The organism is Clostridium lamae, from assembly GCF_033043255.1.
GTDB lineage: Bacteria > Bacillota > Clostridia > Clostridiales > Clostridiaceae > Clostridium > Clostridium lamae.
In genome coordinates, this window is sequence record NZ_JASCQJ010000002.1 from 130001 (window position 1) to 155964 (window position 25964).

Sequence of the window (25964 nt, forward strand, 5' to 3'; positions counted from 1 at the left end):
GCACGCCGCCAGCGTTCGTCCTGAGCCAGGATCAAACTCTCAATAAAAAGTTTAATCTGTTGCTCAAATTACTTTGAGTCTTAATTAATGTAACAACGCTTCCTATCGTCAGCGTTGTAAGTTCGAATTACTAAATTAAAATTTAGATTCTCACTTAAGACTTAAAAGAATTGCTGGTTTACTTTATACTTAACTTATATTCTGTTCAATTTTCAAAGACCATTTTCTTCGTCGCCCTCAAGCGACTCATTCATTATATCATTTAAAGATTTATTTGTCAACATTTTTCGACTTTTAAAATCTTTTTTATTAACTTGTTCCTTCGTACTTGTTTCTCTCGGGAACGAGACTAATCTTAACATTTATATTCATAACAATCCTAGCAAAAGCAATAATTCACATAAAGATAAGTGCATATTTCTACTTTATTCTTTGTTTTTCTACATATTACTGTTATTGATACACCTGGATAAGTTAACTAAATTATTCATAATAAATCCTCTAAATCACTTTATCTTCATAGCCTTATATAAATAAAAAAGGCGAGGATTTGAAATCCTCACCTTGATTTACTATTAAATTATTTCTTTAATTCAGCTTTTATTGCATCAGCTACAAATTGTACATTTGTTCCAACTATTACTTGGATGTTGCCTTTTCCTGGTCTTATAACCCCTCTAGCACCTAAAGCTGTTAAACTTTTATCTACTATTATAGAGTTATCTTTAACTCCTAATCTTAATCTTGTTACACAGTTATCAACTGATACGATATTTTCTGCTCCACCTAAAGCTTTTATATAAGCCTTAGCTAATTCATTCATATCTCCAGAAATTGCTGTGTTTTCAGTTAATTCATCTTCGTCTTCTCTACCTGGAGTCTTTAAGTCGAATTTAGTGATTACAAATCTGAATGTTACATAGTAAAGTACTGCAAATACTAAACCTATTGGTATTAACCAAAGTGGATTTTCCGCCATTGGTGCTTTAAAGCTTAATACCCAGTCAACTAAACCAGCACTGAAGTTAAATCCAGCTCTTACTGGTAATAAAGTAGTAACTACAGCAGATACACCTGTTAAAGCAGCATGTACTACATATAGTCCTGGAGCTAAGAACATAAATGCAAACTCTAATGGTTCTGTAACTCCTGTAAAGAATGAAGATAAAGCAGCTGCTAATAATAATCCATATACAACCTTCTTCTTATTATCCTTAGCAGTGTGATACATAGCTAAAGCTCCTGCTGGTAAACCAAACATCATAACTGGGAAGAATCCTGTCATGTACATTCCTGTTACACCTTGAGTACCTGTTCCAGCCCAGAAGTTTCCTAGGTCGTTAATTCCAGCAACATCAAACCAGAATACTGAGTTAAGTGCATGGTGTAATCCAAATGGAATTAATAATCTGTTAAAGAATGCATAGATACCTGATCCAATAGCTCCTGTAGAAACAATAGCCTTACCAAATGATACTAGCGCATTGTAAACTACTGGCCATATGAAGAATAATACTAATGCTGCTGCTAATGAAGCTAGTGCTGTCATTATTGCAACTGATCTCTTACCACTAAAGAAACCTAAAGCGTCTGGTAACTTAGTTCCTTTAAATTTATTGTAGCATGTTGCTCCAATTATACCTGAAAGTATACCAACGAATTGAGTTTGAATTTTGCTAAATGCTGCTGGCACTTCTGCAACATCAATACCTTTGAACATTGCAACAGCACCTGTGCTTAATACTGTTGTAATAACAAGCCATGAAACTAAACCAGCAAGTCCTGCTGTTCCATCGTTGTCATCTGACATACCAACTGCTACCCCGATAGCAAATAGGATTGCCATATTATCTATTAATGCTCCACCTGCTTTTAATAAGAAAGCAGCGATTACGTTATTAGCACCCCAACCTGATGGGTCAATCCAATAACCTATACCCATTAAGATACTTGCAACTGGTAATGCTGCAACTGGAAGCATTAATGATTTTCCAAGTCTTTGAAGATACTTCATCATAATTATAATTCCTCCTTAAATTTTTATACAAACTTAAGCAAATGTAAAATAATTCCATAAATAAAAGAAACCGAAAAGGATATTATAAATCTATAAAATCCTTTTCGGCTCATGCTCAATTAATTGATAACACGCCTAAATTCGTAAATTATTTATTACAATAACAATTGTATCACCATATGTTATTGTTTTCAATATATTTTTCCAAAAAAAAAAAGAAAAAATTTCATAACAAATCTTCCATGACTTGATATTTTTTCTATTATTTATTGACAATTATTGATAAGTATATATATAATCATACTAGACGTGTTACTGTTTAATCAGGCATGAGTCCTAAAATATATCCGGACTTATGCCTTTTGTTTTTTATTTACTATGTTTATCTTTATGTATTTATTGTATTGAATTTATTAATACTATAAATATATATTAATATTAATATTATATAATATGTAGTAGAAAGGATGTGGGTTCCTGATTATTCAGGAAATAATATGTTTAAATTTTTAAAAAACTTATTTAATTCAGATTCAAAAAATGAAGAAATTGTAGCTGCAGCTATTGATCCTAACGTTCTTGTTGCTCCTGTTTCAGGTAAGGCAATGCCTTTATCAGAAGTTCCTGATCCAGTTTTCGCTGAAAAATTAGCAGGAGATGGAATGGCTATAATGGCTGAAGGTGATACTATTGTTGCACCTGCTGACGGAGAAGTTACTCTAATTTTCAAAACTAAGCACGCATTTGCTATGACATTAGCAAATGGATTAGAAATACTTGTTCATATTGGATTAGAAACTGTTTCTCTTGATGGAGAAGGTTTTGAACAATTAGTAGAACAAGGTGTAAAAGTTAAAGCTGGTACTCCTTTAATTAAAATAAATAGAGAATTTATACTAAGCAAAGGATTATCACTTGCAACTCCTGTTTTAATAACTAATGTGGATGCAGCAAAATCAATCGCTCCTGTTGAAAGTGGAGAAGTTGTTGCTGGAAAGACTCCAGTTGTTAAATTTGAAGTATAAAAAAGATATTGCTTATAAAAATATGGTACTGAACATCGATAATTTAAACTCGAAATTCAGTACCACATTTTTATTATAAATATATTATAATAACTATAATATCCATTATTATTTTGCAATTGATACTCTAAATCTTTCTATATGCATAGCTAAATAGGCAATCTCATCTTCCGATACCTTATTAATATTTAGTACCTGACAAATAATATTTCTAGTTTCTTCAGCTATCTTATATGATAATTTATATTTTTCTCTTATAACATCTATTAAATCATTTCTTATTGGTTTATCCGTAATTATTCTTTCGATAGCAAATCTTATGTGAGTTAAAAATCTAGCATAATCTAAAGACTTCTTGTCTATTATTATTTTCAGTCTATCTTCAACATGCTCTATTATAGAATTACTTAAAAAACTATATTTTATAGTATTTGATAATTTACCATTATTTCTAGCAGAATGGATATGTAGTGCTATAAAACCTTTTTCGCCCTCTGGTATATCTACCATTAATTCTTCTTTTATCCTTTTAGCTAGCCTACAGGCCATACTAAATTCTCTTCCATAAAGTGTCTCTATTTCTACTAAGAATGGATTTTGAATTTCCTCGTTATCTCCTAATCTCTTTATAGCATAAAATAAATGATCAACTAATGCTATATGAATATTTTCATTTAACTCTTCACCTAGCTCATCTGTAATCTCAACTATAACCTCTTCTACTAATGCAATTAGTTTAGAATCTACTCTATTTAATATCTCATTAAAGTTTTTTTGATTATCCTTATTTTCTATCACAAATATCTTTTCTACAACTGTTCCTTTATCAACAATATCTCCAGGCCTTTTTCCAAAACCTATCCCTTTTTGAAATAGTATTTTTTCTTTTTGATTTTCTTTTACAAGTAGTATGTTGTTATTAAAAGACTTTATAACCTTTGCATTATTATTTAACATTATTCTATCCATATTAATCCTACCTCTACCTATACCTATATTAATACTAACTTCTAACTAATATCTTATAAAATGTTATATGATCTCTCCAAGCTCCATTTATAAATAAATATTTTTCATTTAATCCAATTTCATTGAATCCACATTTTAAAAGAACTGATTTGGACTTATAATTATCAGTTAACACCGAAGCTTCTAATCTATGAAGCTCAAGCTCCTCTTCAGAATACTTTAATACTAAATTTAAGGCTTCCGTCATATATCCACGCCCCTGATAATCTTTATCTATGGAATATCCCACAATTCCACTTTTGAATACACCATATACTATATTAGATACTTTAATCTTCCCAATTAATAAATCATCTTTATATATACCTAAATCAATTCCAGTACCATTCATAAGATTTTTATAACTTTCCATCAATATATCTCTTTGTGCTTCTATGGTATAAAAACTATTATCTCTTGTAGGTTCATAATAACTTAAATGCTCTTTATTTCTAGTATAATAATCTATTAATTCATCTGCACAATCAGGAGTTAAACTTTTTAATGTTATCCTCTCACCCTTTAACTTTACAATATAATTTCTTTGTTTATTATTAAACTCGCTTCTGTTAATTCCAAAACTCAACTCATCTAAAAATATCCCATTTGAAAAAATATTATCAGTAAAAATTCCTTCTAAAGTGAATCCTAAGTCTAAAAACACTTTGTAATTTATGTTTTCATCTACTAATATATTAGCTTTATATATTGTGCCATCTTTAAAAATAGCCCTCAATATACTTAATATAGTTTCCCTTAATAAAGTTTGCCTATTATCTTTGAAAAACTTTAGTTTAATATTACACTTTTTATTATCCTTGTCTAGTTCAACTATAGTAAACCTTCCTATAAAGATTTTATCTCTATCTTTAATTATATAATCATTGAGACTTCCTTTAACTAGTTCTATGGTTATTTCTTTATTTTCATTCATAATACTATCTCCTAAGTTGAATATGTTTACTATTATCTATATTATAACGAAAAACACACAACTTACACAATATATTATGTTCGACGAATTAATCTAATATTAAGAATTAATTGCTTTCATTATTATAAATAAACCTTCATATACTTAAGTATTATAAATTATTTAGGAGATTCTATGAAGATTTCAAAAGCATTTAAAAAAATAAAAAAAATTATTAAATTCTCATGTTTCACCTTTATACTCATTCTTATAGCAATTTTAATTTTTAAAATAAGTATTACAAATTCTAAAGAAAAAGATAACTCTGTAAATATCACTACTGAAGAAAGCATTATAAAAGAAGTTAGAAATACTAGTAAGATAATTCCCCTAGAAGTAGAGCTATCTAAAACAATAACTATAGATAAAAGCTGGGGAGATTTAGAGATTTTTCATAAATATAAAAGAATAAAATTTTTTGCTAACTGTTCCTTCTACATAGACTTATCTAATTTAAAAGAAGACGATATTATTATAGATGAAAATAAAAAAACATTAAATATTACTATTCCTAATCCAGAAATTTTTACCATAGATATCATTAGAGATAAAACTGTTTATGAAGATTCATCAAATGGTTTTTTGAGATTTGGAGAAATAAAGCTCACTTCAGAAGAGTTTGAGTTAATTCAAAAAGATGTATATAAGAGCTTTGAAATGACTCTTAACGAAAAAGATATATATGAAAAAGCTATTTCTAACTCAAGGCTTTCAATCACCAATCTATTTAGACAAATAATTGGTGATGATATAAAGATTGATATCTCCTTTAAATAATTATACTTATTATTTACTTTAGATGTATAATATAAAATAAATAATAAACTATATAAGAAGGAGAGTGATAAAATGAAAAAAATAGTTTTAGCTGGTGGGTGTTTTTGGGGAGTTGAAGAATTCCTATCTAGAATAACTGGAGTTGTATCTACAGAAGTTGGATATGCTAATGGAAGAACTGAAAACCCAACTTATGAAGATGTATGTTATAAAAATACTTACTTTGCTGAGGTTTGCTTAGTTGAATATGATGAAAATATTGTTTCATTAGAAAATATATTAGGAGAATATTGGTCTATAGTTGATCCAACCACTTTAAACAAACAAGGTCCAGATGTAGGAAGTCAATATAGAACTGGTATATATTATTTAGATGAAAATGACTTAGATATAATTCTTAGAAGTAAGGATGAAGAACAAAATAAATATAATAAGAAAATTGTTACAGAAGTTAAACCACTAATTAATTATTATAAAGCAGAAGAATATCATCAAAAATATCTAAAGAAAAATCCAAATGGATACTGTCATATAAAGCTATAAAAAATATAAGTGCTAATTTATATTAGCACTTATCTTTACTTTATTATTTAATTCCTATAATAGATTGTATTACTTCTCCACCTAATATCATTCCTGCTACTGGAGGAACATATGATATACTGCCTGGTATTTGTCTTTTAGAAGCACACTTTTTAGTACCGCCTGTACAAACACAGCCAGTTTTACAAGTTACTACATCTTCTACTTTTGGCTTCATTGGCTTCTCTTCTGAATAAACTACCTTAAGATTTTTAACGCCCCTTTTTCTAAGTTCGTATCTCATAACCTTAGCTAAAGGACATACCTTTGTATTATATATGTCTGATACCTTAAATTGTGTTGGGTCAAACTTATTACCAGTTCCCATTGAAGCAATTATATTGATCCCTTTTTCATAACAATACTCTGCTAATGCTATCTTTGCAGAAACTGTATCAATAGCGTCTATTACATAGTCAACATCATCAGGAATTAATTCACTTAAGTTTTCAGGTGTAACAAAAACTTGATGCGTTATTACATTACACTTTCTATTTATAGAAAGCACCCTTTCCTTCATAACTTCGACCTTGACTTGACTTACTGTCTTATATGTAGCATGGATTTGTCTATTTAAATTGGTAAGACAAACAGTATCATCATCCACTAATATTAAGGTACCTACACCTGCTCTAGTTAAAGCTTCTACTGCAAAGCTTCCTACTCCACCAACACCAAACACCATTACTTTTGCTTTTTTTAATTTTTCTAACCCATCAGAACCTACAAGTAGTTCTGTTCTAGACAATGGATGTTGTAACATTTATTTCTCTCCTTTTACATATCTCGTGTTTTTACAAAATATTTAAATTTAATATATCTTATTTTAGACCATTATTAATTTATTAACAACAATATTTTTATTTGAATTTTAAGCATTTAAAATCTATTAAGTTAAAAACTAGAAAATTATATATTTTATTTAAATAGTGTAGATAATATGATAATATATTTAAAGATTTAAGTTATACATAACATAAATTTAAGGAGGATAATTTATGGTTTTAGGAATTATAAGTGCAATGGCTGAAGAATTAGAACTTCTTCTAAAAGATATGGAAGTTAAAGAAGAAACTAAAAAAGCTAATATGACTTTCTACAGAGGAACTCTAGGAGATAAGAATATAATTGCTGTAGTGTGTGGAATAGGTAAAGTTAATGCTGCTGTTTGTTCACAAATATTAATATCTGAATTCGATGTAGATTCTATAATAAATGTTGGAGTTGCAGGTGGAATTGGTAAAGATATTTACCCAGGAGATGTTGTAGTAGGTACTAACTTAGTTCAACATGATATGGATACAACGGCTTTTGGAGATCCACATGGTCAAATTCCAAGATTAGATACTTTTGACTTTAAATGTGATGAAATATTAGTTAAGGCTGCATTAGAGGCTTGTGAAGAAATTAAAGAAATAAATACTTTCTCAGGTAGAATAATTTCTGGGGATCAATTTATTTCAAGTGTGGATAAAATCAAATGGTTTGAAAAAGAATTTAATGCTATGGCATGCGAAATGGAAGGTGCTAGCATAGCTCAAGTTTGCTACTTAAATAATATTCCATGCGTAGTTATTAGATCAATTTCTGATAACGCCAATAATGGTGCTCATATGGATTATGAAAAATTTATTCCTATAGCAGTTAGAAATTCAACTAAAATATTAATGAATATGATGCAAAAACTATAATAAGAAAGAGATATTAACTTACTTGCTCCGTCGCAGGCTCCTAGTGGCAGTAAATTAATATCTCTTTCTTTACACCTGTAGGAAATACTTGAATCGCATTTATAAAAAAGAAACTCAGATAAACTGAGTTCCCAATAAATTTTATTATATATTCTACATTTAAATAAACTATAATTATTAATTAATAGATTTTAAGCCATTGCCTGAATAGCCCATGGGATTCCATAAGATATTATTGTCATTATTACTGTAGCTATTATTATCCCTATAAAAATTGATAAAGATGCCTTTTTAATTTTAATTCCAAGTAATGCTGCTATAAGTGCTCCGGTCCATGCACCTGTTCCTGGTAAAGGTATCCCTACAAATAATGCAAGTCCCCAAAATTCATACTTTTGAATTTGATCACTTTTTTCCATTGACTTATTTTCTAATTTTTCAACCATAGGTCTAAATAACTTAGTTGTTTTCATCCAATTAAATATTGGGGTGATAAATAATAAAATAAATGGAATAGGCACTATATTTCCTAAAACACATAAAAATACAGCTTTATATACTCCAATTCCTAAAAGTGAAGCTGCAATTAATCCACCTCTTAGCTCCAAAATAGGAACCATGGATATTATAAATGCTATAACTTCTTTAGGCATAAAACTTAATGTACTAGTAAACCAATTAATTAACGAATCTGTCATTTTATATCTCCCATTCTATAAGTTTATTCAATTATCATTCATAAATTCTAAATTTTTACACATATATAAGAGTATATAATAAATGCATATTATTCAAGTAATATTTTTAAATTTAATAAAAAATAAACTCAGGTTACCTGAGTTTATAATAAATTTTATATTCTAGAACTTATGAACAAATATTCCACTTCTAGGTTTAGGCTCAAACCAAGTTGATTTTGGTGGCATAATTTCTCCACTATCTGCTATTGCCATTATATCTTCAGTAGTAGTTGGATACATTGAAAAGCTTACTTTCATATCTGTATTAGCTCTTCTTTCAAGTTCTTTTAAACCTCTTATTCCACCAATAAATTTAATTCTTTTAGACTTTCTAGGGTCATCTATTCCAAGTATTGGCCTTAATAGACTATTTTGAAGTATTGATACATCTAATCTATCTACAGGGTCCTCTGGATTAAATATTCCTTCTTTTGCTTTTAATAAATACCACTGATTATCAATATACATACCAAAAGTATGCTTTTCTTTTGGTTTTACTTGTTCGTTACTTTCAGTTACTTCAAAGTTTTCTTTTACTCTTTCTAAGAAATCTTCTTTAGAAAGTCCATTTAAATCCTTAACTGTTCTATTATAATCTAATACTTCTAATTCACTATCTGGATATGATATAGACAAAAAGAAATTAAATTCCTCTTCTCCAGTATAGCTCTCTTTTTCTGCTCTCTTTAAATGACCAACCTTAACTGCTGAAGCAGATCTATGGTGCCCATCTGCAATATATAAATATTTTACTGATTTAAATAACTCCTGTAACTTATTTACTATCTGCTCATCATCAATAACCCAGACAGTATGTGCTACTCCATCATCAGCTATAAAATCATATATTGGCTCTTTCTCAATCCATTCATTTACTATATTTGAAATTCTCTTATCTTCTCTATAAGTCAAGAAAATTGGACCAGTATGAGCTTCACACTTATATACATGATTAATTCTATCAATTTCTTTTTCTTCTCTTGTTAATTCATGCTTCTTAATTATATTGTTAGAATAATCATCTATTGATGCACAAGCTACGAGTCCTGTTTGACTTCTACCCTTCATCACCTGCCTGTAAATATAGTAATTAGGTTTATCATCTTTTATATATAACCCATCATCAATCATTTGTTCTAGGTTTTGTTTTGCTTTTTCATAGACTATATCATCATATACATCTATATCAATCGGCAAATCTACTTCCGCCTTATCAACATGTAAAAATGAATGTGGATTATCTTTTACCATTTCTCGAGCTTCATCACTATCCATTACATCATAAGGTAGCGCTGCAATTTTTTCTACAAGTTCACTTATAGGCCTTATAGCCTTAAAAGGTCTGATTACCGCCATAATATTCCTCCTATATTTATCCTAGTTAAAAAACTCCTTAATAATTGAGACTACTTCATCTCCAATTCTTTCTTGAGCTTCCATAGTTGATGCACCAATATGTGGTGTGCAACTAACTCTTGGATGATTAACTAATGCTTCATTAGTGTTTGGTTCTACTTCAAATACATCAATTCCTGCTCCTGCAACTTTCCCACTATCTAATGCATCTAATAACGCCTCTTCATCTACCACTTTTCCTCTTGCACAATTTATTAAATAAGAACCGTCCTTTATTATTTTTAATTCTTCTTTTCCTATTAATGATCCTACTGTTTTGTCATAAGGAACATGAAGAGAAATAAAATCAGAAACTTTCAATAAATCTTTTAAATCTAAAAACTCATATTCTAAGCCATCTATTTTACCAAAAGCATCATTATATATAACTCTCATTCCTAAAGCGTTTGCCTTATTAGCTAGAGATTTACCTATTCTTCCCATACCTACGATACCAAGGGTTTTTCCACTTAGTTCAACCCCCTCATACTTCTTCTTATTCCATTCTCCATTTCTCATAGTATAATTAGAAGTTCCCACAAATCTTGCTACTGCAAACATATGAGCTAATGCAAGCTCTGCAACTGAATCTGAACTAGAATTCGGAGTATTTCTTACAATAATACCATATTCAGTAGCAGCTTCTACATCTATATTATCTATTCCAACGCCTGCCCTAATTATTAATTTTAATCTTCCACCTTGAGCAGCTTCTAACACCTCTCTAGTCACCTTAGTAGCTGATCTTATGACTAAAGCATCATACTCCTTAAGAGCTTCTCCTAATTCTTCTTTATTATAATGTTTATCTATAACTTCAAAGCCTAAGCTTACAAGATTATTTAATGCTTTCTCTTGTAATCCATCACTAATTAATATCTTATACATTTTTATACCCCCTAGAACTAATGTAAAATGAAGAATGTAAAATGTAGAATTAAAGAAGAAACTCCTTTAGGAGTTTCTATTTTCATTAATTTAGTCCAAATTACATCAATAATTCTTCATTTTAATTTTTTTACTGTCGAAACAGCTTCTTATATTTGCATTTTCTCTAATTACTTAATGCTTATCGCTTAATATATTTACGTTTACTCTAAACCTAAAATATCATTTATATTGCTTAAAAGTTCTTGAATATCTTCCATTTGACAATCTGCCATATGAGCTATTCTAAAGGTCTTGTCCTTTAAGCTTCCATATCCATTAGATATCTGGAATCCCCTATTGCCTAATTCTTTATTTAAAGCAGAGATATCTATGCCCCTGTTATTCTCAACTGTAGTCAATGTGTTAGATAAATAATTTTCATCTGGAAATAGTTCAAAATGCTTCTTTGCCCATTCCCTAACAACCTTAGCCATTTCTAAATGTCTTGCAAATCTATTTTCTAGACCTTCTTTATTTAAGATATAATCTAGTTGATAGTCAAGAGCATACATATGCGGTATTGATGGTGTTGATGGATATTGATAATCCTTCTTTTGAATATATTTATATAAAGCTAAAAGATCTAAATAGAAACCCCTATTTGGTACTTTTTCAGCTCTTTCCTTCGCCTTATTAGAAAATGTACATATAGCTAATCCTGGAGGCAGCCCTAATGCCTTTTGGCTAGATGTTATACATACATCAATTCCCCATTTATCTACTTCTATTTTAGTTCCAGCTGCTGAACTTACAGTATCTACTATAAATACTACATCTGGATATTTCTTAACTACTTCGCCAATTTCTGCAATTGGATTCATAATACCAGTAGATGTTTCATTATGTGTCACTGCTACTAAATCATATTTTCCTGTTGAAAGTTCTTTATCTACCATCTCAGGTGTAATAGCTTTTCCCATTTCTACTTCAAATATATCTGCAGGAACATTATTGGATGTAGCCATTTCATACCATCGTTTTCCAAATGCCCCCACGGAAAATACAGCAGCCCTCTTTGCTGTACACGATCTTATGGCCCCTTCCATAAGTCCACTACCAGAAGTAGTTGACAAAAGCATCTCACTTTCTGTGAAAAATAGCTTTCTTAAATTATCACTGATTCTTCTTTGAATAACAGAAGCGTCTTTGCTTCTGTGACCAATCATAGGCTTTGCCATTTGCTCTAATACATCTGGTCTTACCTCAACTGGACCCGGAATAAATAGCTTTTTGTGCATTTTCCTCTCCCCCATTATAAATTTTATATATTTTTGCTTATTGCTTATTTTTATTGTTAATTTTACTACTTTTTAGTATAATTAACAACCATTTTATAAAAAATTTAGAATATTCATTAAATTATAAATAAACTTCTCACCATAAATATTCTTTTGTTAAGAGATTTTTTTAGCTTTTTACTATTATTTTATGTAAGACTTTTATATTTGTTCACTATCATTTTTCTTTAATAAGTCTCTTATCTCTGTTAATAATTCTTGATCCATAGTTAATGCTGGTTCTTCTTCTACAGGTTCTTCTTTTTTACTATTTAATTTAGAGACTATCTTAATAAAAACAAATATAGATAATGCAATAATTAAAAAATCTACAATATTTTGAATAAAAGCACCATAATTTAAAGTAACTGCTGGAATATCTCCAACCGCTGGTTTCAATATGTATTTAAGATCTTTGAAATCTACTCCTCCTGTTATAGCTCCAATTGGTGGCATAATTATGTCATTTACTAAAGAAGATACTATCTTATTAAAAGCACCCCCAATAATAACCCCAATTGCTAAATCTAAAACCTTTCCCTTTAGTGCAAACTCCTTAAATTCTTTTATGAAGCTTTTTCCTTTCTCACTCATTCTCAATTCCCTCCTAAACTTATTTGTCAAATATTAATATGGATTCAGTTTCCCTACAATACTTAACACATATACATTGCCCTAAGTGTCTAGGACATTTATAACATAAACAGCTTTTATCGTCTCCATTACAAGTCTCCTTATATTCAGGACAATAACTGCAATTAACTCCATTCCCCGCTGGCATTTTAACATCCCCTTTGAATTATTTTTATATAATTATTTTATCATAAAATTTCGAAAATAGTAGTAACCTCTATATCCAATTTTCATATATTAATTTTATAAGAAGCTTTTCACTCGTTGATTTAAGAAGAAACTTCTAACTCCCATCTATATAACTTTTGGGAACTATTTTGTTCCCTCTCTCGCGCAAATAAGGAGATTTATTAAACAACTCCATTAAGAAAAGGTGAAATATCTTATTGCTAAAGCAATTATTGATATTTCACCTTGTTTTTTACTATTTTCATATTCTATAAGAATAATTGAAATATTACTAAGAATATTACTCCTGGCACCCCTAGGAATCCTGCTATTAAAGCTGTAATCCAATTTATTCCTATTGAGAAATCAAAATAAGCGCCTAATAAATTAGTAAAATATAATAATACTATTCCTATTATTCCATTCATTAATATTTTAAGCGGCCACTTTAAAACCTTTATCAATAAATAAAGTAACACTAATCCAATTAACCCATATAACATTAAATTGATATCCATATTAATCCCCCTCTTCTCAATAATATTATTATATAAATTATATTATTATTCTATTCTTCTCAATTCTTTACTTTTAGCCATATTAATTAGATACTCATATCTTGTTCTTGCAACATCTTCTTCATGAATAGCTAATTCAATTAATTTGGGATCACTCACTGAATTAAAGAGAGCCCTAGCTACTTCCATTTCTTTTATTGCTTCTTCAATATCTTTTAATATAGCTATATCCTCAATACTATATTCATAATTCTTTTTCTTAGCATTTTTAAATAATAAATCTAAAATTGTAATTTTATTCACTTCTATCCCTCCCAAATAATTCCTATTAAAGTATTGTCCATACTTTTATAAAATTATTCAGGGTGAATATAAAATTATTCGGATTAAAGCTAAAATTAATAATATCTAAATTTTTACATAAGTGGTGCAAATACTCTCAAGATAGCTGTAATAAATTTATTAGACCATTTTACCTTATGACAATCCTCTATTGATATTCTTTTACAAACTTTCAAAGTTTCAAGAAAGTCCTCTTTAATTTCCATAACCGACTTAGTTTTATATAATAAAACACCATTTTCAAAATGTAAATAAAGACTTCTATAATCCATATTTATCGTTCCAACTACGCCGATTTTATCATCGGATACAAAGGTTTTTGAATGAATGAACCCCGGTGTATATTCATATATTTTTACTCCAGCCTCTATTAACTGAGCATAATATGCTCTAGTTACTAGATGGACGTACCATTTGTCTTCAATATGAGGTGTTACTATAATTACATCAACTCCACTTTTGGCAGCTAATGTCAAAGCTGTAACTAACTCATTATCGACTATTAAATAAGGCGTATTTATATAAATATAATCTTTTGCCCTATTTATAATATTTAAATAAACATATTCACCTACATTCTCATCATCTAAAGGACTATCTCCATATGGTTGAACATATCCATCACTTGCAAACTCTCCAATATAATTAACTGTTGGCCTATATTGGTTATAATCTTCTTTTTCCCCACACGTAAATTGCCAAGCCTGTAAAAACATAATAGTCAAATTCCAAACTGCCTCTCCCTTTAGAACTATAGAAGCATCCTTCCAGTGACCAAATCTAACTACTTCATTAATATATTCATCAGATAAGTTTATCCCACCTGTAAAAGCTGTATGCCCATCTATAATTGTAATCTTTCTGTGATCTCTATTATTCATAATTACAGATAGAAATGGAACAAAAGGATTGAAAACTAAACACTTTATTCCTTTTTGCCTAAGCTTTTCATAATATTTATATGGAAGAATTTGAAGACATCCCATATCATCATAAATAATCCTAACATCTACACCTTCTTTAACCTTTTCTTCTAAGATTTCAAGTATGCTATTCCACATAACTCCTTCTTGAATAATAAAGTATTCCATAAATATATACTTCTTGGCTTTTTTCAATTCTTCTTTTAGCTCTTCAAAAAATTTTTCACCAGGTGATAAATATTTTGTTATTGTATTTTTATAAATAGGACTCCCTGCATAGTTATTTAAATATTTAGCCTGATTGGCAAAAGATTTATCATCTGCCTCAATCTCTATTAAAATTTTTTTATCTTGAGGTAAGAATTTTACTGTTTCATTATAAATATTAATCATTCTTGCCCTGAACTTTTTAGTCGTTCTTCTTAATCCAAAAATTAAATAAAACAATCCTCCGAAAACAGGAAGGAGCAATACAGGTATTACCCAAGCCAGTTTATAGGATGGATTATCCTTTGTACTTAATATATAAATAACAGCAAGTATACTTATTGCAGAAAATAATACATATAAATAGACAAATGATTCCGACAATTTCCATATAGTAAAAATCAAAATTCCTAATTGTACAACAATAAGTAATCCTATAATAACCAATCTACTAAATAAAAATTTTAATAACTTAGTCATATATTCCCCTTTATTTTATATTTCTTTTCTTCCTTCTAGGGCCTTTGATAGTGTTACCTCATCAGCATATTCTAAATCTCCACCTACTGGGATACCTGATGCTATTCTAGTCACTCTAATATTTAAAGGTTTTAAAATTCTTGATATATACATAGCTGTTGCTTCACCTTCAATATTTGGATTAGTTGCAAGGATAACTTCCTTAACGTCTGCACTCATTCTTGAAACTAATTCTCTTATTCTTATGTCCTGAGGCCCTCTTCCTTGCATTGGAGAAAGATTTCCATGTAATACATGATAACTTCCGTTAAATTCTTTCACCTTTTCCATTGTCATTATATCCTTAGGTTGCTCAACTACACAAATTATATCCTTATCTCGATTAGGATTAGAACATATTGCACAAGGATCTGAATCTGTAAAGTTTCCACATATGGAACAATACTTTATAGTTCCTCTCGCTTTAACTAAAGCACCTGCAAATTCTCTAACTTCATCTTCTGGAAGATTTAATACATGCAATGCTAATCTTTGAGCTGTTTTTTGCCCTATACTTGGAAGCTTGGCAAATTCTTCAATAAGCTTCTCTATAGCAACTGGATAAAAATCCATAAAATCATCCTCTCTGTAAAATCAATATATAAAAAGGCGAACTTTAATTCGCCTTAGTTTTAATCTTTAGAATAATCCTGGCATGTTCATCCCGCCAGTTAATTTTCCCATTTTATTTGCACTTTCTTCTTCAGCTTTTCTTAATGCTTCATTTACAGCACTTAATACTAAGTCTTCTAACATTTCTACATCATCAGCATCTACTACTTCTGGTTTTATATTAATAGAAACAACTTCTTTCTTTCCATTTGCCTTTACAACTACAGCTCCGCCACCTACTGAAGCTTCAAACTCCTTAGTTTCTAGGTCTTTTTGCATTTGCTCCATTTCTTTTTGAAGTTTTTGAGCTTGCTTCATTAGGTTATTCATATTGCCTCCCCCAAATCCGCCTGGGAATCCTCCTCTTGCCATAAAAACATCCTCCTTATATAAAAATATATTTTTTATTATATAGTATTTTCATTAATTTTACTACATTTAAGGTTCTAATAATTTCAATTTTATTATTCTTATTTACCTTATTATTTATGTAGACATTATTCATCTAAAATATCTACCATGTCTGCTCCTAATGACTCTATTAACATATCTTCTGTTGATTTTTCATTACTTGTTGATTCTTCTACTTCAAAAACAATCTTCATATCTTCTCTGAATATCTCAGCTAATACTTCTTGAATTAATGCCTTATATTCAGGTTTCTCTAATCTATCCTTATTAAATTTAAATTGATCTTCATATTCAATAGTTAAAATACCATTTTTACATTCAACAGGTTTCCCTGTTACCATAGAAGCATAAACTATCATAGCCCTTCTAGCTTTAAATCTCTCTAGTATATCCTTCCAAGCCTTTTGTATATCATTTAATGTAACCTTAGAATTTTCATTTCCAGCTACATTATGGCTAACAGATCTTTTTACTTCTCTCTTCGCTTCCCTTGTGACTGACTCAGTCTTAAGTCCTCCGCTAGTTTCACTTGATACTGCACTTACAACTTTAAGTGTTCCATTCTTTAGGCCTTCTTCAAGTTTATTAATTCTACTTAAAATAACTTCATTGGAAGTATCATATTCTATTTTGCACATTTTGATTATAGCTAATTCTAAATAAAGCCTCGCTTGTTTGCTTATTTTAGCATTAGATTCTGTTTCTTGAAGTATTCTAATACATCTCATTACCTCTTCAGCTCTAACTTTCGCTGCCTGCTCCTTGATTAAAGCTATATTTTCTTCTGACATATCTAATACTTCTTCTGGATTATTTGTAACTTTAGCCATAAGAATATTTCTATAATGACTAATCAAATCTTTTATAAATAGATATATATCCTTTCCTGCATATACTACTTCATCTATTATACTTATAGATTTTTCAACATTCCTTTGAATAACCGAATTAGTTAGATTAAATAAATGATCATTAGTAACAAGACCTAGCATACTTACAAGAGTATCATATTCTACTGCTCCATTTCCCATAGATATTGCTTGATCTAATATACTTAAAGCATCTCTCATTGCACCATCAGATACTCTTGATATTAAGCTTAAACTTTTATCATCTGCTAGTGCATTTTGTTCATTAACTATTTTTCTAAGTCTTCCTATAATTTCATTATTATTAATTCTTTTAAAATCAAACCTTTGACATCTTGAAAGAATAGTAATCGGTAGCTTTTGTGGATCTGTTGTCGCCAAAATAAATATTACATTCTTTGGCGGCTCTTCTAAAGTCTTTAAGAATGCATTAACAGCACCTGTAGATAGCATATGAACTTCATCCATTATGTAAACTTTATATCTACCCTCTTGCGGTGGGTATTTAACATCGTCTATAATGTCTCTAATTTTATCTACTCCATTATTTGAAGCCGCATCAAGCTCTGTAACATCTATTGCTAAACCTTCATTTATCTTCTGACACATTTCACACTTATTACACGGTTCACCATCTTGTAAATCAAGGCAGTTTAAAGCCTTAGCAAAAACCTTAGCTGTAGTAGTCTTACCTGTTCCTCTTGTACCACAGAAAAGATATGCATGAGCTATTCTATCATTTAATATTTGATTTTTAACTGTAGTTGTTATATGTTCTTGACCAACAATATCATAAAAATTTTGAGGTCTCCATTCTCTATATAAAGCTGTATATCCCATAAAATCATTCCTCATTTTAATTATTTACTTATATTATAGACTAAAGATTAAAATTAATGAAGTTTGAAAGTTTGAAAATCAAATCTTTCATTTTATTTTTTTCACCATGCAAGTCCAATCTCAAAAACTTGCATATAAATTTCATTGATTATACCCTCACATTAAAATATGAAAATATTGTAATTTTTACTTGTTAAATTTTAAACAAATGCGCTTACATTTAATATTTTTTCCTATAAAAGAATATAAATTACTTTTGCTTGAAATAAATCCCTTACTTAATGATAAAAAAGAACTCAAGAAATTATCCTTGAGTCTTCTAAACAGTTTTATTCGATTTTTTTCCTTATAATAAGTAGCTCAATAAATACAATTAATATACCTACAACTCCAATAATCCTAAATGAAAAATCTAAAGAAAATATATCACCTATTAATCCACATACAGGAAATAATATTATCATCATTAAAGAATAAAACATACTTTCTGCTGAAATTATAGTTGCTCTTTGTTCAGATTTAACAATAGAATTTATCAATTTACTACTAATAGGTTGAAGTATTGCTGTTAAAAAACCTATAAGCAGAAAAATTAATATAGATAATTTTTCTGGTAATAGTCCCATTAGTATTATTAAAAAACTAATCATCATAGATATAGTTAGCCATCCCATATTTTTAAATCGTCTATATATCTTATGGCTAATAATTGATCCTATAGATGAAAGTACTCCATTAAATAAAAAGATTATAGAAATACTTATTCTTGAATAACCAGCATCACTTAAAAATTGTTGACCATAAAAATATATTATAGCTGAAAATGTATATATTATAGGAAAGAACATTAATATATTAAAAAGAAAGTTACTATTTTTTAATAAATTAATAGATGTTTTAAAATGATTTATTAATGACATTCTTTGTTCATGTTCTTCTCTTATATCTACTTCTACAAACTTAAAAGAAATAGTTAAAGAAAATATTCCTATTATAATTGCTGTAATATAACTAATTGAAAAGTCTATTTGAGAAAGAAGCCCACCAATAAATACCGCTAGTCCTTGCGAAACTTCTATAATTAAATTTATTCTTCCATTAAGTTTTAAATACTCCTCTTCCCTTTTTAATGTCTTAAGGGTGTCATAAATTAAAGCTTCTTCAGATCCTGAATTCAAGTTATATCCCCATGCTGATAATATAAATCCAATTGCAAAACCTAAAAATGAATTAGAAAACAACATAATAATTGCAGATATTAATGATACCACTCTGCCAATTATCATAATTTTTCTTCTACCAAATAAATCTGCCAATGCTCCTGTTGGAATTTCTGATAGAAATCCTGTTATATGAAATATTCCTTCAAGTAACCCTATTTGAACTAATGTCATCCCCTTATACCCTAGATATAGCACCCAAATTGCAGAGGTTATATCAAAGGACGAAAAGAATCTATATAAATACTCTATTTTGATATTATTTTTTATTTTATTCATTAAAATCAACTCCAACTACTTTTTTACATTTTTGGGCATAATAAAAGACCCAATATAAATAAATGGGTCTAATTGGAGTTACCATCTTTGCAAGTTAAGAAATAGTTTCTTGCAGATTCCTTTTAAAAAAGGTTATAGTAATCCAATTTCCAAAAACTGTTGCTGTTTTTGATTTTGAACTACTAGATAAAATTTCATATTTCAAAATTTTTATAAGAAATCTCACAGTCCTATTTCTCCTTTCTATTTTCCAAATATCATAAGATAATAATAAAGTATTTTTATTAAAATTTCAAGTAAAAAAACAGAGGGAGAAAGGTAGTATTTTATACTACATATCTTTTTCTGAATTTTTCGTATTTAATTTTACAAAATACACCATATAATCCTAATCAAAATATTTATTCCCTCATTTTATTGCATTTTTTTCTTCACAGTGTATTACAGTTCTCCCTGTACTATATAAGACTATGCTTTTTATATTAATTAATCCTTCATTAATATTATTCCCCTGCTGCTACCTAGGACTTAATTTTTCCTTTATTTTTTAATATTAAATCGGAAACTATTACTGATAATAAATAACTTATCATTCCATCATTTGTCCCAAGTAATGATACCCCAATCCAAAATATGACTATAGATAATAAAAACACATCAATTAAATAATATCTAGGACCTCTATATATGATCATTAATTTCCCCCTTAAATTTTCAATACTTTCTATTATTATAACTATATTGTCAGACTACATTTTAAAATTTGATTCTTCTATCCATTTATCTAATGCATTTTTGCTAAATATAAAATTCTCTCCAACCTTAACATAAGGTATCTTAGATTCCTGATTATTCATAATTTGCATTAGTCTTTCTTCTGATATCCCTAAATATTCTGAACACTCTTCTGAGCTAAAAACCCCTTTATCATCTTCTTCATTATTTAAGTTAATATCTCTTATAGTATTACTGACATTATTAAATCCTTGAAAAACTCCATCTCCTATATATCTACCTTTATTCTCAATCCCCTTTGAAATTATAGATGCAGCTATAATAATAGAAATTGCTAATGAGAAAATAGCAATCGGTAAAAGTTTATCCTTCGACATTGATTCTCCCCCCTAAAAACCTATCTATTACAATTATTTCTAACTCACATTATACCATATAATGTAATTTAAGTTAATTTAATACTAAACAACATTTTAACTTTTTCTATTTTTAGATTATTACTTTTATAGTACAATAATCTTAGTTTAAAATAAGGAGGGATATATTTGAGTTTATATGATAAAAAGTACTTATCTATAGTTAAGGATATCTTAGATAATGGATATTATGATAATAATAGAACTGGAATGCCTACATATAAGCTGCCACATCAAATCATGCAGTTTAACTTACAAAATGAATTTCCTATTCTAACAACTAAAAAAGTGGCATTTAAAACAGCCATAAAGGAAATGCTATGGATATATAGAGATCAATCAAATGATGTTACAAAACTTCAAGAGCAAAATGTCCATATTTGGGATGAGTGGGTAGATGAAAACAATACTATTGGTAAAGCTTATGGATACCAAATTGCAAAATTTAATCAAGTTGATAAGCTTATTGAAACTTTAAAAACTAATCCTCAAGACAGAAGAATGATTATGTCTATGTGGAATATTGAAGATTTACCGGAGATGACTTTACAACCTTGCTGTTATCAAACCTTATGGGATGTAACTGATGGATACCTAAATTGTATGTTAATCCAGCGTAGCGGAGACATGCCATTAGGAGTTCCATTTAATACCAGTCAATATGCGGTGCTTGTTCATTTAATAGCTCAGGTAACTAATCTTAAACCTGGATTATTTACACATGTTATTAACAATGCTCATATTTATGAAAATCAAATTGAAGGAATGAAGCTTCAACTTACTAGAGAAAATGAAGATTTTGAAGCTCCAAAACTTTGGATAAACCCTGAAATTAAAAACTTTTACGATTTCACTGTAGATGATGTAAAACTTATAGATTATAAACACCATGATCCTATTAAAATGGAGGTAAGTGTATAATGTTATCAATTATAGTAGCTAAAGCAAGCAATGATGTAATCGGTGGTGATAATAAGCTTTTATGGCATATATCTAATGACTTAAAGAGATTTAAGGAAATTACATCTGGTCATACTATAATTATGGGAAGAAAAACTTTTGAATCTTTACCAAAAGTTTTACCTAATAGACATCATATTATTATTACAAGGGATCAAAATTATAAAGTTGATTCAGCTGATGTTGAAATAGCTAACGATATCAACTCTATTATAGATAGATTTGAAAACTCTACTGATGAAGTCTTTATAATCGGTGGAGGAGAAATATACAAAACTCTTTTACCTAAAACTAAAAAACTTTATTTAACTAGAGTTTATAAGGATTTTAATGGAGATACTAAATTCCCTGAAATCAATTTTAAAGATTGGTCTATTGAGTATCAATCTGAAATTTTTATAAATGAAGCTGATAACTTAAGCTTTGATTTCATTGACTTAGTAAGAAAATTATAAAGAAAACGAGGGCGTTCCTTAAAGGAATTCCCTCGCTTTCTTTGTCCTATTGTATGTTAATCCTATTGAAGAGTAACCTATAAATAATTATTTTATAAATTTTATATTTACATTAAAAAAACCCTTCTTTCAAGAAAGGCCTAAAATTAAACCGTGCACCTAGCTTCGACAGTAATCTATAGACGTTACTATGTAGTTAGCTCTGACAAGATTTATCCATATCACACGCAGTAATCACTTATCGCTGCTTCCTTCCGGACCTGACGAGGTTCATGCACTTACGTCGTATGGGACCTTGCCATCAACACCACTTGCATAGGCAGGCTCTACAAATTAAAGCCTAGGCTAGGAATTCAATCCTGCTATAGCGGATTGCAGGTTACAGGGCACCGCTAACTCCCCATCTAGCACGGCCATGGCGGAGAGAAGGGGATTTGAACCCCTGATAGAGTTTCCCCTATACACGCTTTCCAGGCGTGCTCCTTCGACCACTCGGACATCTCTCCATATTAAATTAAATAAATTATTTATTAAATGAATTAATAACATAATTTTTTAAATTTACTTATAGTTACTTAATTTGAACTACTGCTATATATTATCATATACAAATAAATATTGCAACAATTAAAACCTGGTAGCACTTCTAAAATGAATTTTAATATATTTTTTATATGATTAATTAATAAAATAATGAGGTGATATATAATCACCTCATTATTTTATTTTAACCAAAATTCAGTTATTAATAACAGGAAATAATTAGTAATTACAGCTTATATTAATTGTAGTATGACTTTTTCCTTTTACTCACAGATACAATTAATACTGCCCCTAAAACTATTCCAAGTAAGCTTACAATCTGCGCTGTTCTTAGTCCCATAACCATTAAGCTATCTGTTCTCAATCCTTCAATAAAGAATCTACCTATTGAATATAAGATCATATATCCACCAAGCACAACTCCGTCTTTTCCTTCTCTTTTCTTAAGAACTATGTAAACTAATATTGCGCAAACCAATAAATTCCAAATTGATTCATATAAAAAAGTTGGTTGATAATAAGTTCCATTTATCAACATCCCCTTTTGTATAAACTCTGGAAATTTACTGATAAATTCTTGAGAAACAGGACCTCCATGCGCCTCTTGATTCATAAAATTTCCCCAACGCCCTATAGCTTGTGCCAAAATCACACCTGGCATTATTATATCTACATATTTCAAGAAGTTAATTTTTCTATATTTAGCAAAAACATATCCTGATAATAAAGCTGCTATAACACCACCATGTATAGCCATTCCACCATTCCTTATATTTATTACATCCATAAAAGAATGATAGTTTTGATATTCAAAAGCTACATAATATAATCTCGCTCCTATAATTGATATAGGAAATGTAATTAAAAATGCATCTATTACTATATCGTAACTAAGATTTTTCTTCTTAGCTAATATGTATATTAATAACATAGCAGCTAAGACTCCCATGGATATTATTAACCCATACCATCTAATCTCTAAACCAAAAAGCTCAAAAGCTACTGGATTCATCTCACTACCTCCTCTTAATTTATTTTTTTCTCTTATTTTCAAAAAATGAAGTAAGTAAATTACTACATTTTTGATTATAACACCATTTTACATCAACTTGCCAATTAAATATATCATAATCTAATAAATTTATAGTCGAGCCACAGGCTCCCATATCTTTATTGAATGTACCAATATACAACTTAGATATTCTACTTTGTGCAATAGCTGAAGCACACATTGGGCAAGGCTCTAATGTAACATACATATGACAACCTGATAATCTCCAATTATTTAGTTTTTTACTAGCCTCATCTATGGCTAGAATTTCAGCATGGGCGGTACTAAGCTTCATTACTTCTTTTAAATTATGTTTCTGCGCTATTATTTCTCCATTCTTAACTATTACTACACCAACAGGGACTTCTCCCTTAGAAAAAGCTTTTTCAGCTTCTTTTATTGCGAGATCCATGTAATCCATAATACACTTCTCCTTAATAAAAAGTTTTATAAAAAGGAGCTGCCCAAGCAACTCCAGATTAATTTAAATTGTTCTATAACACATTTTAAGTAAATATTCTAACCTTTTTAATTCTATTTTTGTCAATATCCTCTACAACAAACTTAATATTATTAACTTTAACTTCTTCATTTTGTTCAGGGAATCTACCCAATTCTCCAATTACTAAACCTCCTATAGAATCAAATTCCTCAGATTCCATAGTAACTCCTATTAAGTCTCCGATATAATCTAATCTTGCGCTACCATCAACTATATATTCATCTTCTTTTACTACTATTATATCACTATCGGCTTCATCATCATATTCGTCTTCAATTTCCCCAACTACTTCTTCAATCAAGTCTTCAATAGTAACTATACCAACATTACCACCGTATTCATCTAACACTACAGCCATGTGATTTCTTGATTTTTTCATTTCTTTAAATAGTTCAGATATCTTTTTATACTCAAATGTATAATAAGGCTCTCTCATATAATCAGACACTTTAAAATTATCTTTACTTTGAGATGCCATTATTAAATCTTTAACATTTAATATTCCTATAACATCATCTATATTTTCATTATAAACTGGTATTCTAGAAAATTGTTCAGTTTTAATTACATTAATAACTTCTTCATAAGTAGAATCAACATTTACGGCTACTATCTCTACTCTTTGAACCATTACATCCTTCACTTGAGAATCAGCAAACTCAAAAACATTAAATATCATTTCCTTTTCAACATCTTCAAGCAGCCCCTCTTCTTTACCGACCCCAACCATAGTCTTTAATTCTTCCTCTGTAATAAATGGTTCACTAGCCTTAGGATCTCCACCTAATAGTTTTATAAATAAACTAGATATACCTGTAAATACTGCCACTAATGGTCTAAAGATATTAACTACAATATTTATAGGCTTACTAACCCTTAATGCAACTTTTTCAGAATTTTGTTTAGCTATAGACTTAGGCGTTATCTCTCCAAATATAAGAACTAAAATTGTCATTATAATAGTAACAACTCCTACTCCTCCTGGCCCAATAAGTTTTACTGCAATTGATGTAGCAAGAGATGACGCTCCTATATTTACTATATTATTACCAATTAATATAGCTCCTAATAATCTACTTGGGTTCTCAGATAGCTTTGCAACTAACTTCGCTCCACTAACTCCTTCATCTACCATATGTCTTATTCTAATTTTACTTAGAGCCATTAAGGCCGTTTCCGACATAGAGAAGAATCCTGACAATATTATTAATATTATTAATACTACTATCTGCCACGTGTAACTGTCCAAAATAATTCACTCTCCTAATAATAAATACTCTTTATTTATTATTATATCATATATAAATTTCTAAATATTAGAACTACTATTTTTTTATTATTTTATT

At 29.1% G+C, this 25964-nt stretch carries 28 protein-coding genes, 1 tRNA gene, 1 rRNA gene and 1 other RNA gene (1 of these 31 cut by a window edge); 6 read left to right on the forward strand and 25 right to left on the reverse strand.

Translation table 11 applies throughout. The features are described from left to right. Both QK892_RS01685 and nagE read right to left on the reverse strand, forming a co-directional pair. Nucleotides 1-47, reverse strand: a 16S ribosomal RNA gene (locus QK892_RS01685) (it extends 1469 nt beyond the left edge of the window). 533 nt (nt 48-580) lie between these two features. Further along, entirely contained in the window at nt 581-2017 is a 1437-nt protein-coding gene (gene nagE, locus QK892_RS01690; RefSeq protein ID WP_317271784.1) for an N-acetylglucosamine-specific PTS transporter subunit IIBC, read from the reverse strand. Nucleotides 2018-2514: 497 nt separating this feature from the next. Here nagE and QK892_RS01695 point away from each other — a divergent pair, with 497 nt between their 5' ends. Further along, nucleotides 2515-3042: a PTS sugar transporter subunit IIA gene (locus QK892_RS01695; RefSeq protein WP_317271785.1), complete on the forward strand. Its 528-nt coding sequence runs from the start codon at nt 2515-2517 to the stop codon at nt 3040-3042. 108 nt (nt 3043-3150) lie between these two features. Here the strand turns inward: QK892_RS01695 and QK892_RS01700 are convergent, their stop codons facing one another. Next, entirely contained in the window at nt 3151-4011 is an 861-nt protein-coding gene (locus tag QK892_RS01700; protein ID WP_317271786.1) for a PRD domain-containing protein, read from the reverse strand. A 34-nt stretch (nt 4012-4045) separates the two neighbouring features. Continuing rightward, nucleotides 4046-4984 carry a GNAT family N-acetyltransferase gene (locus QK892_RS01705; protein WP_317271787.1) on the reverse strand — a complete coding sequence of 313 codons (939 nt, stop codon included), beginning with the start codon at nt 4982-4984 and terminating at the stop codon, nt 4046-4048. Between the two features lie 174 nt (nt 4985-5158). Here QK892_RS01705 and QK892_RS01710 point away from each other — a divergent pair, with 174 nt between their 5' ends. Next, nucleotides 5159-5800: a DUF4230 domain-containing protein gene (locus tag QK892_RS01710; protein WP_317271788.1), complete on the forward strand. Its 642-nt coding sequence runs from the start codon at nt 5159-5161 to the stop codon at nt 5798-5800. Nucleotides 5801-5872: 72 nt separating this feature from the next. Further along, nucleotides 5873-6343 carry a peptide-methionine (S)-S-oxide reductase MsrA gene (gene msrA, locus QK892_RS01715; protein ID WP_317271789.1) on the forward strand — a complete coding sequence of 157 codons (471 nt, stop codon included), beginning with the start codon at nt 5873-5875 and terminating at the stop codon, nt 6341-6343. A 43-nt stretch (nt 6344-6386) separates the two neighbouring features. On the opposite strand, the gene QK892_RS01720 is transcribed toward msrA, so the two are convergent. Then, on the reverse strand, nt 6387-7145 hold the full coding sequence (locus tag QK892_RS01720; RefSeq protein ID WP_317271790.1) for a tRNA threonylcarbamoyladenosine dehydratase: 759 nt from the start codon (nt 7143-7145) through the stop codon (nt 6387-6389). Nucleotides 7146-7380: 235 nt separating this feature from the next. Between QK892_RS01720 and QK892_RS01725 the strand changes: the two genes are divergently transcribed. Next, nucleotides 7381-8073, forward strand: a complete 693-nt coding sequence (locus tag QK892_RS01725; protein WP_317271791.1) for a 5'-methylthioadenosine/adenosylhomocysteine nucleosidase — start codon at nt 7381-7383, stop codon at nt 8071-8073. Nucleotides 8074-8264: 191 nt separating this feature from the next. Here QK892_RS01725 and QK892_RS01730 read toward each other — a convergent pair whose 3' ends face one another. The 15 genes from QK892_RS01730 to QK892_RS01800 all read right to left on the reverse strand — a co-directional run bounded on the left by QK892_RS01730 (nt 8265) and on the right by QK892_RS01800 (nt 21068). After that, nucleotides 8265-8771: a COG2426 family protein gene (locus tag QK892_RS01730; protein WP_317271792.1), complete on the reverse strand. Its 507-nt coding sequence runs from the start codon at nt 8769-8771 to the stop codon at nt 8265-8267. A gap of 162 nt (nt 8772-8933) precedes the next feature. Further along, complete coding sequence (locus QK892_RS01735; RefSeq protein WP_317271793.1) at nt 8934-10169, reverse strand: DUF1015 domain-containing protein; 1236 nt, start codon at nt 10167-10169, stop codon at nt 8934-8936. A gap of 21 nt (nt 10170-10190) precedes the next feature. Next, nucleotides 10191-11096 (reverse strand): D-2-hydroxyacid dehydrogenase, encoded by a 906-nt coding sequence (locus QK892_RS01740; protein ID WP_317271794.1) that lies wholly within the window; start codon nt 11094-11096, stop codon nt 10191-10193. Between the two features lie 203 nt (nt 11097-11299). Next, nucleotides 11300-12376, reverse strand: a complete 1077-nt coding sequence (locus QK892_RS01745) for a pyridoxal-phosphate-dependent aminotransferase family protein (protein ID WP_317271795.1) — start codon at nt 12374-12376, stop codon at nt 11300-11302. A 201-nt stretch (nt 12377-12577) separates the two neighbouring features. After that, entirely contained in the window at nt 12578-13009 is a 432-nt protein-coding gene (gene mscL, locus QK892_RS01750; protein WP_317271796.1) for a large-conductance mechanosensitive channel protein MscL, read from the reverse strand. A gap of 476 nt (nt 13010-13485) precedes the next feature. Beyond that, a complete protein-coding gene (locus QK892_RS01755; RefSeq protein WP_317271797.1) occupies nt 13486-13734 on the reverse strand; it encodes a pro-sigmaK processing inhibitor BofA family protein in 249 nt (82 codons plus the stop codon). 45 nt (nt 13735-13779) lie between these two features. Next, nucleotides 13780-14037 (reverse strand): DUF2508 family protein, encoded by a 258-nt coding sequence (locus QK892_RS01760; protein ID WP_317271798.1) that lies wholly within the window; start codon nt 14035-14037, stop codon nt 13780-13782. Nucleotides 14038-14150: 113 nt separating this feature from the next. Next, a complete protein-coding gene (cls, locus tag QK892_RS01765) occupies nt 14151-15686 on the reverse strand; it encodes a cardiolipin synthase (RefSeq protein WP_317271799.1) in 1536 nt (511 codons plus the stop codon). A gap of 15 nt (nt 15687-15701) precedes the next feature. Then, a complete protein-coding gene (gene recR, locus QK892_RS01770; RefSeq protein ID WP_317271800.1) occupies nt 15702-16298 on the reverse strand; it encodes a recombination mediator RecR in 597 nt (198 codons plus the stop codon). A 66-nt stretch (nt 16299-16364) separates the two neighbouring features. Then, nucleotides 16365-16709 carry a YbaB/EbfC family nucleoid-associated protein gene (locus tag QK892_RS01775; protein WP_317271801.1) on the reverse strand — a complete coding sequence of 115 codons (345 nt, stop codon included), beginning with the start codon at nt 16707-16709 and terminating at the stop codon, nt 16365-16367. A 125-nt stretch (nt 16710-16834) separates the two neighbouring features. Next, nucleotides 16835-18457 (reverse strand): DNA polymerase III subunit gamma/tau, encoded by a 1623-nt coding sequence (gene dnaX, locus QK892_RS01780; protein ID WP_317271802.1) that lies wholly within the window; start codon nt 18455-18457, stop codon nt 16835-16837. Between the two features lie 329 nt (nt 18458-18786). Then, entirely contained in the window at nt 18787-19956 is a 1170-nt protein-coding gene (locus QK892_RS01785; RefSeq protein ID WP_317271803.1) for an MFS transporter, read from the reverse strand. A gap of 94 nt (nt 19957-20050) precedes the next feature. Further along, nucleotides 20051-20182 carry a hypothetical protein gene (locus QK892_RS01790; protein WP_317271804.1) on the reverse strand — a complete coding sequence of 44 codons (132 nt, stop codon included), beginning with the start codon at nt 20180-20182 and terminating at the stop codon, nt 20051-20053. 295 nt (nt 20183-20477) lie between these two features. Continuing rightward, nucleotides 20478-20651, reverse strand: coding sequence for a hypothetical protein (locus tag QK892_RS01795; protein WP_317271805.1), 174 nt, complete (start codon nt 20649-20651; stop codon nt 20478-20480). A gap of 54 nt (nt 20652-20705) precedes the next feature. Beyond that, a complete protein-coding gene (locus QK892_RS01800) occupies nt 20706-21068 on the reverse strand; it encodes a helix-turn-helix domain-containing protein (RefSeq protein WP_317271806.1) in 363 nt (120 codons plus the stop codon). 168 nt (nt 21069-21236) lie between these two features. On the opposite strand from QK892_RS01800, the gene QK892_RS01805 reads away from it, so the two are divergent. Together QK892_RS01805 and QK892_RS01810 are read left to right on the forward strand one after the other, a co-directional pair. Continuing rightward, nucleotides 21237-22028: a thymidylate synthase gene (locus tag QK892_RS01805; protein ID WP_317271807.1), complete on the forward strand. Its 792-nt coding sequence runs from the start codon at nt 21237-21239 to the stop codon at nt 22026-22028. Then, entirely contained in the window at nt 22028-22522 is a 495-nt protein-coding gene (locus QK892_RS01810) for a dihydrofolate reductase (protein WP_317271808.1), read from the forward strand. Before QK892_RS01805 ends, QK892_RS01810 begins: the two co-directional genes overlap by 1 nt. A gap of 151 nt (nt 22523-22673) precedes the next feature. Here the strand turns inward: QK892_RS01810 and ffs are convergent. From ffs to QK892_RS01835, 5 genes are all read right to left on the reverse strand, one after another. After that, an RNA gene (gene ffs, locus QK892_RS01815) (signal recognition particle sRNA large type) lies at nt 22674-22935 on the reverse strand. Between the two features lie 3 nt (nt 22936-22938). Next, a tRNA-Ser gene (locus QK892_RS01820) sits at nt 22939-23028 on the reverse strand. A gap of 275 nt (nt 23029-23303) precedes the next feature. Further along, the gene (gene lgt, locus QK892_RS01825; RefSeq protein ID WP_317271809.1) at nt 23304-24077 is read right to left on the reverse strand and encodes a prolipoprotein diacylglyceryl transferase; all 774 of its coding nucleotides are present in this window, start codon (nt 24075-24077) and stop codon (nt 23304-23306) included. 19 nt (nt 24078-24096) lie between these two features. Further along, nucleotides 24097-24537 carry a nucleoside deaminase gene (locus QK892_RS01830; RefSeq protein ID WP_317271810.1) on the reverse strand — a complete coding sequence of 147 codons (441 nt, stop codon included), beginning with the start codon at nt 24535-24537 and terminating at the stop codon, nt 24097-24099. Between the two features lie 85 nt (nt 24538-24622). After that, entirely contained in the window at nt 24623-25867 is a 1245-nt protein-coding gene (locus tag QK892_RS01835; RefSeq protein WP_317271811.1) for an HlyC/CorC family transporter, read from the reverse strand. Nucleotides 25868-25964: the final 97 nt, after the last annotated feature.